This is a genomic window from Candidatus Wallbacteria bacterium (assembly GCA_028687545.1).
GTDB lineage: Bacteria > Muiribacteriota > JAQTZZ01 > JAQTZZ01 > JAQTZZ01 > JAQTZZ01.
Map to the genome: position 1 here is coordinate 61144 of JAQTZZ010000005.1, position 13430 is coordinate 74573.

The 13430-nt window shown below is 46.3% G+C and carries 17 protein-coding genes; 8 read left to right on the top strand and 9 right to left on the bottom strand.

Annotated elements, in window-relative coordinates:
- Positions 1-52 precede the first annotated feature (52 nt).
- Positions 53-592 carry a nitroreductase family protein gene (locus tag PHW04_03570; GenBank protein MDD2714958.1) on the top strand — a complete coding sequence of 180 codons (540 nt, stop codon included), beginning with the start codon at positions 53-55 and terminating at the stop codon, positions 590-592.
- On the opposite strand, the gene PHW04_03575 is transcribed toward PHW04_03570, so the two are convergent.
- Genes PHW04_03575 through PHW04_03585 form a run of 3 tightly spaced genes read right to left on the bottom strand, consistent with a single transcriptional unit; the run spans position 570 to position 1553 of the window.
- Positions 570-746 (bottom strand): hypothetical protein, encoded by a 177-nt coding sequence (locus tag PHW04_03575; GenBank protein ID MDD2714959.1) that lies wholly within the window; start codon positions 744-746, stop codon positions 570-572. The genes PHW04_03570 and PHW04_03575 overlap by 23 nt on opposite strands.
- A gap of 13 nt (positions 747-759) precedes the next feature.
- Positions 760-1119, bottom strand: coding sequence for a hypothetical protein (locus tag PHW04_03580; protein MDD2714960.1), 360 nt, complete (start codon positions 1117-1119; stop codon positions 760-762).
- 17 nt (positions 1120-1136) lie between these two features.
- A complete protein-coding gene (locus tag PHW04_03585; GenBank protein ID MDD2714961.1) occupies positions 1137-1553 on the bottom strand; it encodes a hypothetical protein in 417 nt (138 codons plus the stop codon).
- A gap of 264 nt (positions 1554-1817) precedes the next feature.
- On the opposite strand from PHW04_03585, the gene PHW04_03590 reads away from it, so the two are divergent.
- Positions 1818-4709, top strand: a complete 2892-nt coding sequence (locus PHW04_03590) for an ATP-binding protein (protein ID MDD2714962.1) — start codon at positions 1818-1820, stop codon at positions 4707-4709.
- Positions 4710-4813: 104 nt separating this feature from the next.
- On the top strand, positions 4814-5458 hold the full coding sequence (locus PHW04_03595; GenBank protein MDD2714963.1) for a hypothetical protein: 645 nt from the start codon (positions 4814-4816) through the stop codon (positions 5456-5458).
- Between the two features lie 39 nt (positions 5459-5497).
- Here the strand turns inward: PHW04_03595 and PHW04_03600 are convergent, their stop codons facing one another.
- The 3 genes from PHW04_03600 to PHW04_03610 all read right to left on the bottom strand — a co-directional run bounded on the left by PHW04_03600 (position 5498) and on the right by PHW04_03610 (position 7651).
- The gene (locus PHW04_03600; GenBank protein ID MDD2714964.1) at positions 5498-6934 is read right to left on the bottom strand and encodes a sigma-54 dependent transcriptional regulator; all 1437 of its coding nucleotides are present in this window, start codon (positions 6932-6934) and stop codon (positions 5498-5500) included.
- A 77-nt stretch (positions 6935-7011) separates the two neighbouring features.
- Complete coding sequence (locus tag PHW04_03605; protein MDD2714965.1) at positions 7012-7419, bottom strand: putative toxin-antitoxin system toxin component, PIN family; 408 nt, start codon at positions 7417-7419, stop codon at positions 7012-7014.
- Entirely contained in the window at positions 7403-7651 is a 249-nt protein-coding gene (locus PHW04_03610) for a hypothetical protein (GenBank protein ID MDD2714966.1), read from the bottom strand. The genes PHW04_03605 and PHW04_03610 overlap by 17 nt, the downstream gene beginning before the upstream one ends.
- Positions 7652-7791: 140 nt before the next feature.
- Here PHW04_03610 and PHW04_03615 point away from each other — a divergent pair, with 140 nt between their 5' ends.
- The 5 genes from PHW04_03615 to PHW04_03635 all read left to right on the top strand — a co-directional run bounded on the left by PHW04_03615 (position 7792) and on the right by PHW04_03635 (position 12037).
- Positions 7792-9273 carry a DUF2779 domain-containing protein gene (locus PHW04_03615; protein ID MDD2714967.1) on the top strand — a complete coding sequence of 494 codons (1482 nt, stop codon included), beginning with the start codon at positions 7792-7794 and terminating at the stop codon, positions 9271-9273.
- A gap of 3 nt (positions 9274-9276) precedes the next feature.
- On the top strand, positions 9277-10464 hold the full coding sequence (locus PHW04_03620) for a hypothetical protein (protein ID MDD2714968.1): 1188 nt from the start codon (positions 9277-9279) through the stop codon (positions 10462-10464).
- Positions 10461-11066, top strand: a complete 606-nt coding sequence (locus PHW04_03625) for a hypothetical protein (GenBank protein ID MDD2714969.1) — start codon at positions 10461-10463, stop codon at positions 11064-11066. Before PHW04_03620 ends, PHW04_03625 begins: the two co-directional genes overlap by 4 nt.
- Positions 11067-11171: 105 nt before the next feature.
- On the top strand, positions 11172-11390 hold the full coding sequence (locus tag PHW04_03630) for a type II toxin-antitoxin system VapB family antitoxin (protein ID MDD2714970.1): 219 nt from the start codon (positions 11172-11174) through the stop codon (positions 11388-11390).
- A gap of 26 nt (positions 11391-11416) precedes the next feature.
- Positions 11417-12037 (top strand): hypothetical protein, encoded by a 621-nt coding sequence (locus PHW04_03635; protein MDD2714971.1) that lies wholly within the window; start codon positions 11417-11419, stop codon positions 12035-12037.
- 50 nt (positions 12038-12087) lie between these two features.
- Here PHW04_03635 and PHW04_03640 read toward each other — a convergent pair whose 3' ends face one another.
- The 3 genes from PHW04_03640 to PHW04_03650 all read right to left on the bottom strand — a co-directional run bounded on the left by PHW04_03640 (position 12088) and on the right by PHW04_03650 (position 13319).
- Positions 12088-12387 (bottom strand): hypothetical protein, encoded by a 300-nt coding sequence (locus tag PHW04_03640; GenBank protein ID MDD2714972.1) that lies wholly within the window; start codon positions 12385-12387, stop codon positions 12088-12090.
- A 175-nt stretch (positions 12388-12562) separates the two neighbouring features.
- Entirely contained in the window at positions 12563-12859 is a 297-nt protein-coding gene (locus PHW04_03645) for a hypothetical protein (protein ID MDD2714973.1), read from the bottom strand.
- Between the two features lie 169 nt (positions 12860-13028).
- The gene (locus tag PHW04_03650) at positions 13029-13319 is read right to left on the bottom strand and encodes a hypothetical protein (GenBank protein ID MDD2714974.1); all 291 of its coding nucleotides are present in this window, start codon (positions 13317-13319) and stop codon (positions 13029-13031) included.
- Positions 13320-13430 lie beyond the last annotated feature (111 nt).

The following is a 13430-nucleotide window of genomic DNA, read 5'->3' on the forward strand; positions in this document are numbered from 1 at the left end:
TTGATAAGTTAGTAGGTTTGTACGTTTGTATGTTGGGAGGTGTTGCATAAACATGGAATTCCTGGATCTGGTTAAGACAAGGCGCAGTGTGAGGAAATATCAAAACAGGCCAGTGAGCCGTGAACTGATCGATAAATGCCTGGAAGCCGCCCGCCTTGCCCCATCGGCCTGCAATTCACAGCCCTGGAGCTTTGTAATCTGTGATACACCGGAAAGCACTGCCAGGCTCTCAGATCTTGCCTTCAGCGGCATTTATAAAATGAACAATTTTGCCGGATCTGCCCCTGTCCTGATCACAGTGATCACTGAAAAATCCGAGTCCGCAGCCAGGCTGGGAGGATTCTTCCGCGGTACGCGATTCGCTCTGATCGATGTAGGGATGGCCTGCGAACATCTAGCGCTGCAGGCTGCAGAACTTGGGCTGGGTACCTGCTTCTTCGGCTGGTTTAATGAGAGGGCAGTAAAAAAACAGCTTGGCATCCCCAGATCCAAAAAAGCTGACCTGATGATTTCGCTTGGTTACCCTGCTGATGAAGCTGTGGAAAAGAATCGGAAGAAACTGGATGAAATCAGGAGATATTCCGGATATTAATTACAGCAGTTTCCGGGCCTTTAATCATTATTTGAATAATTTCTTGTTTATTGTGACGAAAAGTCTGATATTCTTCTACTTCAGGTTTTTCAAGTGGACCAAAGCTAAATGCTTTCTGTTTGAATAGAGGCTGAACAGGGGAGAGTTTTTTCATGTTTACACCTCAATCATAACCATCTGCAGTATGGCAGTAAAATCTTTTCACACTGAGTAGACAACTTTTCTATCAGGGCGCTCAGCCTGTAATAATAAATTCCATTACCTTTTCGCTTTTTCCAGGTTGTAGGTGTATCTGAAAAATAGACAAGATACTCATATTCTCCCAAGTCAAACTTGTCAGTCAGCACTGTGATCTGAATCTCCAGCTGAAAATCCTGACTGATCATTACCAGTAGCTTTTGCATGGTATCGATGAAAGGCGGATCCTCATTCAGATACTGCAGCCTTCTGCCAAGCCGGATCTCCAGCCTGAGCTGTAACGGCCGCAGGTTCTTGAGTAGAGGTCGGAGCGGGGAGAGTTTTTTCATTGCAAAGCCCTCCAGGCCTACTTTGGCCAGTAGCAGTTTCTGATGTATGGTTTATATCGCAGGATTGCTTCCTTTATACAGCTCAACACTTTAATGTCCATATTGTTCCAGTCGCAGTACCATAATTCACAGGTGATTTCATTGTGCTCGAAGATCTGTATTCTACCCTGAAGCACACGCTGCAATGATGATCCGGCAAAAGGCTGCCAGCCACGCAAAAACTTGAGCCTGTCAACCTGCAGATGCGGCAGGTTTATTCTGTAAGAAAAAAGAACCCCAAACATCCTGTTTTCAGTTGTGAATGCAAGATAAGAAGTCTTGTGCTGGGATGATTGTCCATGGCCCTGAACTGCATCTTCGGTTGCACGATCTGGATCAATGCTGAATTGGGTGACTTTTTTTATTGTTCTGACTTGCCGGGTTTTAGAAATCATGACTGAATAAATAACAATCCCCATGCCAAAAGCCAGAAGCACACAGGAATTTCATGCTTCTTCGGATTTCAGGCCTGGCCGGCAGCTCAATTAATAAAGATCAGTAATCAAATTATTATTAGATTAATCATAATATGATTAATGCTGCTGAGTCGCAGCACAGAAGGCCTGCCAATGCTGCGGGAATTGGTTGCTTTTTGAAGACCTGGCACGGGGATTGTTATTTGATCTGCTAAAGCAAATCCAAAAATAAACGGGGGGACTATGAAAAATCTGCAGAATCTTCTGGAAGGCCTGGAGAAAAACGATCTGCTCGTTTCGCGGCGGCTGAAGCTCTTTATCGACGCTTCCGGCCTGCCTTTTGCCAGCGACCTGGAATACACAGAGGCCAGGGTGTTTCCCATGGAAGTCCTGGAATCATGCCAGAAGTACTGCAATTACATCTACAGGCAGTCTGATGGCGAAGCCACAAATCTGGAAGACTTCACTCCTTTCTGCGAGCAGCTGGAAGAGATCATTGCGGCCAGGGAAGAGCTGAGCAGCAAAGCCGGGTTTGTGCCCAGGCTTTTCTATTTCTGCGGGAACTCCGGCATTTCAAAACAGGAGCAGGCCCTGTTTCTCTACGCTGTATTCAAAGCCAGGTCTGGCAGTAGAACATTTTCTCTGCGTGATTTTCTGAATGCCTTCCGCTTCAACCGTGATCTGCAGGCCAATATCCCTGAGGATTCCAGGCTGTTCAAGCTCTCTGTGATCGAGATCGAGTCAGGGACTGAGAAGAAGTTCCTGGAACAGGTTTACTCGCTTCATCCTGTCAGCCTGAAGGTCTTTTACGGCCAGAAGCTGTCGGATTCAGAGACAGTGGAAGCAGCCGGCCTGGGCATGCTGGAAGCTATGGGCATTGAAGGCGGGGATATAGCCAGGGAAGTCCGGGAAATGGGCAATGACGAGGAAAAGCTGTTCCTACCAGGCATTGGCGATGACTCTGCCCCTGAATTCAAACTCTCGGACCTCACAATCGAGGAAGACGAGAATCCTCTGGAAGACTCCACTGATGAAGACAAGGCGATCAGGAGCGACATCGAATACTTGGAGGAAAGCTTCAAATGGCTGCTTTTGAGGATGCAAGCCACCGGCTTTGTGCGCGACATGGCCGAGAACCCGGTCAGCCTCAGGCTCAAGGAAAAGCGTCAGCGCAGGATGATCAATTACAGGGTCAGAAAGGGCGGGCATACGCCGAGATTCCAGAAGCTGAGCAGGATGCTGCACCTGTCCCTGTTCGAGCAATACATGATCATGTACTTGGCTGGGAAATGCATTTCCAGCGAGATCCGTGAAATGGCCAATTCTCTTTACTCTGCCAGGAACACAACTGTGGATGAGATCGGCAGGCTCTTCTGCGGCACTCTGGCCGAGAAGCTCAGCCTGAAGAAGTATTTCACCAATACCTCTGTCCTGATCAAGAACTCAGTGATCCACTTCGAATCAGACAATGAAGGCTTTTTCGCAGGCACGATCGCGCTTGACTCAAGAGTGCTTGAATACCTGATGGGCATGGAGATCAAGGTCGAGGACTATGTGGCAGGCAGCAGGCTGTTCGCACCTGAAGTCAAGCTTGAAAACGTGATCATACCTGATGAGCAGAAGAAAAAGATTCTGGAGATCGTGGAAACATACCCTCGATGGCTGAAAGAGAGAGACAAGTTCCATTTCAATGAGGTCATCTCATACGGCAAAGCGCTGGTGCTCCTGTTTCACGGCCCGTCAGGAACTGGCAAGACCATGGCCGCATACGGCATCGCCGGCCGCCTGAAGAAGAAGATGCTGCTTGTGAACTATGCTACCCTCTCCAGCCGTTCCCGCAGGGGCGGAGACAGGAACGAGACCCTGCCTTTCGTGTTCAGGGAAGCCAGGTTCGCTGATGCAATCCTGTTCATAGACGAGTGTGAGGAACTGATCAGGGACGGAGAATGCAGAAACATGCTGCTGACTGAATTCGAGAAATTCGAGGGCATTGTGATCATGGCCACGAATCAGCCCAATTCCTTTGACCCGCCCATCCAGCGCCGCATCTCCCTTACCATGAAGTTTGAGCGGCCTTCTGTCTCCCTGCGCGAGCAGATCTGGAAAGTGCACATGCCTGAAGCCATGAAACTCGCGCCTGACGTTGATTTCAAGGAACTGGCAGGATCGTTCGATCTCACTGGCGGGCTGATCAAGAACGCGGTGCTGGCAGCCCTGTCCTCTGCTGTGCGTAGGAAAGGGAAGAGCGTGACGCTCAGGATGGAGGATCTCGAATACGGAGCCAAACTACAGCTTCTGAATCTGATGTCTTTTTCAGATTTCGCCAACAAGCTCACCCCAAGATTCGGGCTGGAAAGCCTGATCTTGGACGGCAGGACAGCGCGATCTGTGCGCGACCTGATCGGGTCGCTGCGCGTGATCAAGATCATGCGGAATGAATGGGGGTTCGGCGAGCGCCATCCGTTTTCCGGGGGATGCACTGTCCTGTTTCACGGCCATCCCGGCACAGGCAAGACTCTCAGCGCTGAAGCGATCGGATTCGAACTGGGCAAGCCGCTCAAAGTGGTGAACATGGCGCAGCTCGTTTCCTGCTGGGTAGGGGAGACCAGCAAGCATATTGAGAGTGTTTTTGCGGATGCTGAAGCCAATGACGCGATCCTGCTCTTTGACGAAGCTGACGCGCTGTTTTCCTCACGCACTGCCCTGCACAGCGCTACAGACCGTTATGCCAACCAGGATGTGGGAGTGCTGCTGCGGAAGATCGAAACCACCAACCTGATCGTGATTCTCACCACTAACCTGCTCTTCAACATAGACAAGGCCTTCCTGCGTCGCTTCAATTTTGTGCTGGAATTCCCGCGTCCGGCAGTAGTGGAGCGTGAGCTGCTCTGGAAGTCACTGATCCCGGAAAAGACGCCACTTGATGCAGGAGTGAATTTCAGGAAGCTCGCCGAGTCCTATGAATTCACTGGCGGTGAGATCAGGAAAGCTGTGACTTCGGCTGCAGTCAGGGCAGGGCAGAGAGAGGGAGCAACTCGCAGGATCACTGAGAGCGATCTGAGGGAAGCTTCCTGCGAAATCCTCAATGCCATGATCAAGGAAAATAGGGTGGGTTTTATTGGAGAGGGGGCATAGTATGAAAGACGAAATGTTCGTGCATCTGGAAGACGAGATTAAGTAGTTCAGATGTAGAAATATGATAACATATTGTAAATCTAACTATGAGTTATGGAGGATGATTGGACAACCTTAAGACCGAGAAAGATATTGATGCTTTTTATACTGGAATCAACGATCTAATTAAAGCATTTCAAAAACATCCATTCGATTTCCTTTATGAGCGCGATCTTCAAGCTTTTTTGTACTATAAATTGTATAAGAAATTTCGAGAAGACCGAGTTGAAATTGGTGGTGGATGTTATAAACCGATGGACTATGGTGGTGGAAAATCAATACAAACTGCTCTTGTTCATTGTGAGTATCCATGTGAAGAGCGCTTTAAAAAAATGGATGTCGTTTTAATTGATAGAAACTATATCATCCATTATGACAAACTAGCCGACGGTTCAGCAAACGATCCTTTCTGGCGGCAACCTATCCGAGCTGCTGTTGAGTTAAAATATCTTATGCTTGGCGATATTCCTGCTATTAGATTTGGAGAAAAACAAGGTATAAAAAGAGATGTTGAGAAACTTAAGAAATATCGTGAGGAAAAATGTATGAATCGGCCATTTCTAGGAATTAGTATTCTTTTCATACAACCTATTAATCAAAAAATTAACTATTTCAACATTGGTCAAGAGATTGAGAACAGTAATCATCCGAGTAAAGGATTGTTTGTTTTTTTGGTTAAACCAGATGAATTCGTAAAGTTTGAGCTATGATAAACTAAGTAAAATATTATTCAGTGAGAGTGATTCAGATTAAAGATACTTTTTAAGCGTATTTATCGAAATATCCAGCGCTCTGGCAGTGTGCGTCTGGTTCTTGTTCATCAGTTCATAAATTTTCCTGATGTATTCGATGGAATGCTGTTCCAGAGTCTGGATGCCGGTGTCGCTTTCTTTGCCGGGCGCGGCGCTGAAACTCCAGTTATTCCTGATTACGGCATGGATCAGGCGATTATGCAGTTCACGCACATTGCCAGGCCAGTCCAGTGCCATCAGCTTCTGCTTCATGTTTTTATCAAGCTGTATCAGTTCTCGCTCCCGCATGTCGCAGATACTGCGCAGGATATGATGGGCGATCAGCGGGATGTCTTCCCTGTGTTCCCGAAGGGCAGGGGTGAGGATGGTCGTTTCTGACAGTCTGTAATATAGATCAGACCTGAATTTTCCTTCATTGCAGGCTCTGGCCAGGTCGCGGTTTGTGGCAGAGATGATGCGCACGTCCACCTTGAGATCTGCGCTCCCGCCCAGGCGTCGGAAACGCTTGTGATCAAGAACCCGCAAAAGTTTAGGCTGAAGATCGAGTGGCATTTCTCCGATCTCGTCCAGGAACAGTGTGCCTGTGTCAGCTTCTTCCATCAGCCCGATCCTGCGCTCAGTCGCGCCTGTGAACGAGCCTTTCTCATGCCCGAACAGCTCGGAATCCAGGAACCCTGCCGTGAAATTGGCGCAATTGACAGCTATGAAAGGCCTGCATTTTCGTTTGCTGGCCCTGTGAAGTGCCAGAGCCACGGTTTCCTTTCCAGTACCTGTTTCGCCATGAATGAGCACTGAGCAGAGGCTGTCCATGCCAATGTCCGCAATGCTGTCCTTGAGATCCTTCATCACCTGAGCCCTGCCCAGCAGATGATTGCTGGAGAATCCCTTGCCAGCCTTGACTGCCTTGTCGTCTGCGTCCAGATCCGAAATGCCTGCCAGCTTACTGATAAAAGCAGGGTATACATCATAGTCCCGCAGGTTGAAAACCCTGAATGCGGCGTCCTCGTAAAGATTCGCCCATCCTTGATCCTTATCGAGGCAGCAGAGTATGGATTTGTCAGCGTCTTTTTTCAGATAATCAGCAGTGAGTTCAGAAATTTCCTTTGAAAAATCCTCCCTGAACTCCAGGTTTTTCAGTTTAAGCCCCTTGATTTCAGACAAGTCGAGCTTGCAGTTCAGCCAGAGAATTGTGCAGCCTGAGCTGGATAGCTTCCGCAGGGCTGTGGACATTTCCTCGAATCTCTCATAATAGCCAAGGCCGAGTATCACGATCTGCGCGCCTTTATCGTGACTGAGAAAATCCAGCTTGTCAGGAAGCTTGCCAGCGCTGCTGATCACAAGATTAACTTCAGGGTGAGCTTTCAAGTACAAAGCAGCGGCTGTAGCGCCTTCAGAGCTGAGCATGCTGATCAGGTATGTTTTGATGTTTTTCATAAGGAAAGACTACCAAACCGCAAAGATAATTGTCAAATATTGATTAGGAATGATCAAAAATTAATGAAAGAAACCAATCAGGCTTTCATGACAGTCTTTTTGAATTGAGCAGCTGAAATGATTTTTGTTCCAGTGAATTTCTCGATGCTTCTAAGGTCTTTGTCGCCTGTAATGAGATATTCTGCTCCAGTTTGGGCGGCACATGCCAGGAAGCAGGTATCCTTAGGATCTCTTGGAAAATTAAGATTATTATCAGGTACTTCAACAGTTACAAGTTCACGGAAAATATTCTTCCAGTCTGCTACCGTATCAGCGGAAAGACCAAACTTCTTTCTGCCAAGTACTTCATTGTATTCTTTGAGGATTTCCTTTGAAGCGACCCATTCAATTTCTGGATTCTGAATGATGAAAGAGATTACTTCTTCAGGAATTCTATCTCTGATGATTGCTGAAATCAGTATGTTTGTATCAACGATTACCTGCATTTTTCCTGCGAACTGCTTTGACTTCTCCGGCAATAACCTTCTCGCTGATCGTGGTCCTGATCTCTTTCCTGGTTTTCGAAACCAGACCCTTGAATTTCTTCAGCAGATTCTGCTTCTTTTCTTCCTCTGCGATGATCAGAACTTCGACTTTCTGGCCTGGAGTAAAAGGAAGATCCTTCAGGATCAGACTCCCAGCATTTTTTATGGTGATATACTTTCGGTAAGCAAGCATCTGCCCTCCTCATGAATTAATTATAGCTGAAATGGCACGGAAAGTGTTAATTAATTTTCAACGGGTAACTTACGTTTACTTTAGAGAAAATTAAAGACATAATACAACAGAAATTCTCTGAGTAATGATCGGAGGTTATGATGCAGGACTCGAATCGGAAAAAAGGGTATGGTCTCTCCAAATCCAAGTACACTGCCTGGCTGCAGTGCCACAAAAGGCTCTGGCTGCAGGTGCATAGACCAGACCTGCTGGAACAAGCGGAAATGCCTGCAGAGGTTTTTGTCGGATACCAGATAGGCGACCTAGCCAGGGGCCTTTTCCCTGGCGGAGCGCTGGTGGAATTCGACGGACAGGACATCAGCCGGCAGCTTGCTCTGACTCAGGAACTGCTTGCGAGCAAAACGCCCGTGATTTACGAAGCTGCCTTTGATCATGAGGGCCTGTTCTGCAAGACTGACCTGCTGGTCAGGAAAAGGGATGGATTCGAGCTTTATGAGGTTAAGGCTTCAGCCAGTGTCAAGGATTATCACTATAATGACCTGGCAGTGCAGGTGCATATCCTGCGCGGAGCGGGTCTGAAGTTGAAGAAAGCCTTTCTCATGCACCTGAACAATCAGTACATCAGGCAGGGTGAGTTGGAGCTGGACAAGCTCTTCAACCCTGTGAATCTGACTGATGAACTCGGAGCTAATCTGGAAAAAATAAGCGCAGAGGCCGAAAAAGCGAGGGAAGCGCTTGCTGCCGGCATGCCTGAAATCGGGATCGGCTCTCACTGCACTGATCCATACAAATGCGAGTTCTTCGATTTCTGCAGAGAGCATCTGCCTGAATACAATGTATTCGGCCTGTGCGGTTCGAATGCTCTCAAAGCCAGGCTTTACAAGCAGGGAATCCTGAAATTGGAGGAAGTTCCGCTCAATGAACTGAGCAGGAATCAGCAGATCCAGGTGGAATGCCATATCTCAAAAGACAGGCATCTTGAGCCTGAAAATATCAAAGATTTTCTGAATACACTGAGTTACCCGCTCTGTTTCCTTGATTTCGAGACAGTGCAGAATGCCATACCTCTCTATGACGGAGACTGGCCATATCAGCAGAACCCGTTTCAATACTCGCTCCATATCCTGGAACGCGAAGGCGGCAAGCTGATTCACAAGGAATTTCTGGCTGAGCATGGCAAAGACCCAAAGCCTGAATTCCTGAAAAACCTGCTCAGGGACCTGCCGGAAAAAGGCTGTGTGCTGGCATACAACAGTTCGTTTGAAGCAACCCGGCTCAGAGAACTTGCTGAAATCTATCCAACCCACAAAGTCAGGATCGAAAAAATCATTGACTCCATGATCAATCTGGCCACTCCATTCCAGAAACGCTGGGCATATGACTGGAAGCAGTGCGGCACATACTCCATCAAGGAAGTGCTGCCTGCCTTTATTCCAGACATGAGTTACGACAATCTCGAAATCGGCAATGGCGACCAGGCCATGAAAGCCTATGCGGATCTGCCTGGCATGACTCCGGAAGAAGTCACCAGTACCAGGAAAGCGCTGCTTGTTTACTGCGGACAGGATACGCTGGCTATGGTGAAGCTGTGGGAGAAGTTGAGGGAGATGGCTGAGGGATGAGAAATGAACAAAAAGCCTGAACTGAACATTTTCGATTCTCTATTCGGCTACCGGCCCAGACCGGATCGTAAGCCCATGGAGGATTTTCTGACTCAGGCTTTTGCTTATGTTCTGGGAAAGAATAAGGCTATTCTGAACTCATATCTGCAAATGATTCATGGCAAACCTCAGATTCAGTCTGAGGACTTTGAAATTATCACACAACAATCTTTAGACACCTGCAGAATTGATCTGATGATCTATTGGACACATTCAGGAAACCGGCACTGCCTGTTTGTGGAGCACAAAACGGGGAGCAGCCCTTGGGAAGACTGCAATGATCAAGGCGATCCGATAAATCAGATACAGCATTACTGCGATGTTCTAAAAAAACAGAATTCGCTGGCTGGAGATCAGAAATGCCATGTTGCGCTGATCAGCCCTTTGCTTTTAAAGGATTATTCCAGAGCAGCAATCAACAGACCGGAATATCTCGGTAATTTCACATGGGGTAATTTGGCAGGGCTGCTTGAAAAATTTTCGTCTGAAAACGAAATCATAGCAGAACTTCTTGAATTTTTAAGGAGGCAGGGTATGACATCTGAAAACTTCACTCTTTCCGAACTTGCCAGCATCGGTATGTACATAACCTATCTCGACAAGCTGAATTCGTTGAACCTGCGAATCAGCGAAACTTTTACCGGGCCACTGGAGGCTTTTGCCAGGGAAAAAGGGCTTGAATACAAAATGCTCTGGGGTGAACTCATTTACAGTTTCCATTATGGAGTTCTGCTTTTTTCCGGACCAGACCCGAATGCTTCACCAGTCTGGCTGATCTGCGGGATTTCCAACAGGAACAAGAGCTGTGTTGATGATCAGGGCTATCCGGCTTTAATGCTGAAAGACCAGGCAATACCTGACGTTGAATGTGGGGTGATAGTGGGGGAAGTGGATTTCAACAAGCTGAACGAAATGCTCGGCAAAGCTGAATTGAGCGGATTCGAGCAAATCGATGGAACGAAATATAAAAATCCGTTCTACGCAATACTCGCAAGAAAACCCTTAAGCGATTTCCTCTGCTCCGATCACCATGATACGGGCATACTGGAATTTCTTGGTAAAGGGATCGCTCAAATTCTGGCTGAAAATTCCGTGTTCCGTAAGATTGTCGATGAATTCCGGCAGACAGAAAACACTGCGGAGAAAACATGAGCAAGGAGATTCCAGATCCCTTTCTCTGCCGTGAACTCGGCCAGATACTGGACGACAGGCCACCAGACTGTCCTTGGCATTGCCACAGATGCAAACATGGAAACTTGAAGAAGCAGTGGAAAAGGTACAAGAAACCTTTCAAGCCCTATACCAAAGAAGAATTTGCAGGTTTCAACAGGCTGAACAGGAAGCTGACTGATCTGGAATTTGCGATCCAGAAGGAAGTGATCAGGCTGAGGGCTTTGGTGAACAGGCGGATCAGAAGCAAAGACCGCTTCCTGAGCGACCATGAAATTGAAGTGGAGATCGGCTTCATATTGCGCAAGTCAGACCCGGACTACGATAAGCTTGAAGGTGATCCCTGTTACTATCTGAGAAGCAACAGTGGATTTGCTTTCACTAACAAGGTGTGTCTTTATTGTGACGGCAATGACTGGAGCGAAAGCTATGGAATTGACAGTTCCTTTCCGCTCCTGGACAAAAAATGCTGCTACATGTTCCACGAACTGTGCGACGATTTTCATGACCGCCGGGTTTTGCTCAGGTTCGGGGAGATCTGGACTGATGTGAAGCTGGTGCTGCAGAATTTCAGGAGGATATGAAGTTTCAATTGTGGATACAGTAAAGAGTTTTTATGTTGATTTTCGAACTTGTTGCCCTGGACAGAATTTTTGAGTAGAATTAAGTAAAAAGAGTTTGGAGTTCCGATGACATGCACGATTGCCGTTCAAAAGAAGCTGCTTGACGAAGCCTGCAGGATTGGCGAGCATAAATCCGAGAAAGAAGCGGTTCTGGCAGCGCTGAAAGAATATATCCAGCGCAGGAAACAGATGAACATTATCGAATTGTTCGGGCATGTGGACTACGATCCGAATTATGATTACAAATCGCAAAGAAGCGGTGGACAAAAGGTGACATTAAGTTAACATGTTTAATTAATTTTGGAGGCCTAATGTCAGACGTTTATGAAAAAATCAAAAAAGCTTGGCAGTTTGATGTGAAATTTGACTATGAAAATGGGTTAATAAATTCTGAACGTTGCCTACAAGCTTCCCTTTACAGAGCTCTGCGTTTATATTTCAATGAAGAAAAAATATTCGTGGAACCTCAATTTTATGCTGAAGGTACGATCCCTGACATCATTATATGCTCGAACAAAAGGATCCAAGTAGTTTTTGAAATAAAATTCATGCCAGATACATATCCTTCATTTGAAGAAGATTTGCTTAAATTATGTCGCTTATCTGAATCGGAATCACCAGAAAAAAATTCGGTTAAAGAATTGGACCCATGTACAGGTAAGTTTTCGAAAAAAGAGGATAAAAAATATTCACTGTGTAATGAAACAACAAAGTTCATTTTTGCGGCTATTGGGCAAGGATATGCGATAGCTGATTCAATTGACTCGCTGAAAGTAGACGGTCTGAATAAAAAGAAAATTAAGAGCTACTTTGAAGAAAAAAACTTAGAGTCGAGACTTCCTGAAAGATTCATATTGCTATATGGAAAACTGCCAAGTTCCGAAAACCAAAAAAAAATTGAATTTATTATAGAAAAAAACTATGACGCTTAAACTCTTGCGCGCTACTTTTTGCTGAAATTAGGTGTAACCCTAATTTATCTCTAAAACCCAATCTTCCCCACATAACAGACATGATGTGCAGCTAGGTGTGTGCTTCGTTGATTAGAAATCCCTGCCTTCTGAATCAGCGTACAGAGCGCGTAATAGCACATTTTATCAGGATACGAAAAGACAGCCGGGTGCCAGTAGTCAATCACCACTGTTTTGCCTGTTGAATAAACAAACCCAGTATCTCCGATCGGCTTCAGCGGTTCTGACAATTTTTCAAACAACCCGAAAGTGCCGCCGCAGAGAACTATTTCCGGATCGATCAGGAGCATCAGCTCCTTGAGCAAATCCATGTTTTCTTGGCAATACCATTTAATCTATCAATGATTGACTTTGATTGCTCAAAATCATTTTTCTGGAAAGAATCGGTCAATGTCGGGATTCGATCTTCCCGTGCAGCTTGAGAAAACTTCATGGCGACAAACCTTCAATTGAAGCTTCAATACTGGGTATGCCAGAGGACTTGTATCACGCTTCTTCTGGCGACAAATTTTCAATTGAAGATTCAATAGACGAAAGCTCGCTACTAATATCACCCAGCGACGAAAGCTCGCTAATAATATCACCCAGCTTATCTTCAATTTTGTCTAACTGGGAATTCAATGTGCATGACAGAAGAAAAGCGCCGACAAGTTCTGGGTTGGCTTTGGCAAAGCCTTCCCCAAAAACGCTATCTATTGATTTCACTGCATCCTGCATAAACTCAAGGTTTTTATCCTTGGCAATTTCCCTGGGTTTGTCAGCTGAAGATTTGACTGGTTTCATTCAGTTTCCTCCATGATTAAAACTTTACTAAGATTCGGCAATTTTCAGTGCTAACGCAATTTAGCTGCAATGATTTACAATGCCTCTGCCTCCTTTGCAAAAGCTTTTTTTCAGTATAATGAGTTTACTGATTAATGTAAACTTGAAGTTGGACAATTCTGCTTCTTTTTCAAAAGAACCCCATCTTTTTATACTGCTCCGCATCCGCCGGAAATGGATCAACACCCTCCTTCCACCCTTCTTCCGCCAGATCAGACATGATGTGCCGCCTGGCTGGTGATTCTGCTTCAGGGCCAAAAATAATCACTGCTGTCCTTATCCCGGCTTCATGATGCCTGAATCTGCGGTGGCGGAAGCCGACTCCAGGCACACCGGCGAATTCGTCCAGCCACTGATGCAGCTCAGTCCAGGGCTTGCCGAACAGGCGGAGTGATTCTTGGCAGTGTTCGTTGAGTTTCATGAAAATGAATTAACAAGAAGCGTGCCAGAGTTTGATTTTTTCCTGGTGAGGTCTGAAGAATAGGGGACAGATGGATTCCTGCTTACGCAGGAATGACGGATTAGCGAATAT

What these genes read in the sequence shown, in the direction of transcription:
- PHW04_03615 (MDD2714967.1), top strand. Translation starts at nt 7,792, where the DNA reads ATGCAGGACTCGAATCGGAAAAAAGGGTATGGTCTCTCCAAATCCAAG.
- PHW04_03650 (MDD2714974.1), bottom strand. Translation starts at nt 13,319, where the DNA reads ATGAAACTCAACGAACACTGCCAAGAATCACTCCGCCTGTTCGGCAAG.
- PHW04_03630 (MDD2714970.1), top strand. Translation starts at nt 11,172, where the DNA reads ATGACATGCACGATTGCCGTTCAAAAGAAGCTGCTTGACGAAGCCTGC.
- PHW04_03625 (MDD2714969.1), top strand. Translation starts at nt 10,461, where the DNA reads ATGAGCAAGGAGATTCCAGATCCCTTTCTCTGCCGTGAACTCGGCCAG.
- PHW04_03640 (MDD2714972.1), bottom strand. Translation starts at nt 12,387, where the DNA reads ATGGATTTGCTCAAGGAGCTGATGCTCCTGATCGATCCGGAAATAGTT.
- PHW04_03635 (MDD2714971.1), top strand. Translation starts at nt 11,417, where the DNA reads ATGTCAGACGTTTATGAAAAAATCAAAAAAGCTTGGCAGTTTGATGTG.
- PHW04_03570 (MDD2714958.1), top strand. Translation starts at nt 53, where the DNA reads ATGGAATTCCTGGATCTGGTTAAGACAAGGCGCAGTGTGAGGAAATAT.
- PHW04_03575 (MDD2714959.1), bottom strand. Translation starts at nt 746, where the DNA reads ATGAAAAAACTCTCCCCTGTTCAGCCTCTATTCAAACAGAAAGCATTT.
- PHW04_03585 (MDD2714961.1), bottom strand. Translation starts at nt 1,553, where the DNA reads ATGATTTCTAAAACCCGGCAAGTCAGAACAATAAAAAAAGTCACCCAA.
- PHW04_03620 (MDD2714968.1), top strand. Translation starts at nt 9,277, where the DNA reads ATGAACAAAAAGCCTGAACTGAACATTTTCGATTCTCTATTCGGCTAC.
- PHW04_03610 (MDD2714966.1), bottom strand. Translation starts at nt 7,651, where the DNA reads ATGCTTGCTTACCGAAAGTATATCACCATAAAAAATGCTGGGAGTCTG.
- PHW04_03645 (MDD2714973.1), bottom strand. Translation starts at nt 12,859, where the DNA reads ATGAAACCAGTCAAATCTTCAGCTGACAAACCCAGGGAAATTGCCAAG.
- PHW04_03600 (MDD2714964.1), bottom strand. Translation starts at nt 6,934, where the DNA reads ATGAAAAACATCAAAACATACCTGATCAGCATGCTCAGCTCTGAAGGC.
- PHW04_03590 (MDD2714962.1), top strand. Translation starts at nt 1,818, where the DNA reads ATGAAAAATCTGCAGAATCTTCTGGAAGGCCTGGAGAAAAACGATCTG.
- PHW04_03605 (MDD2714965.1), bottom strand. Translation starts at nt 7,419, where the DNA reads ATGCAGGTAATCGTTGATACAAACATACTGATTTCAGCAATCATCAGA.
- PHW04_03580 (MDD2714960.1), bottom strand. Translation starts at nt 1,119, where the DNA reads ATGAAAAAACTCTCCCCGCTCCGACCTCTACTCAAGAACCTGCGGCCG.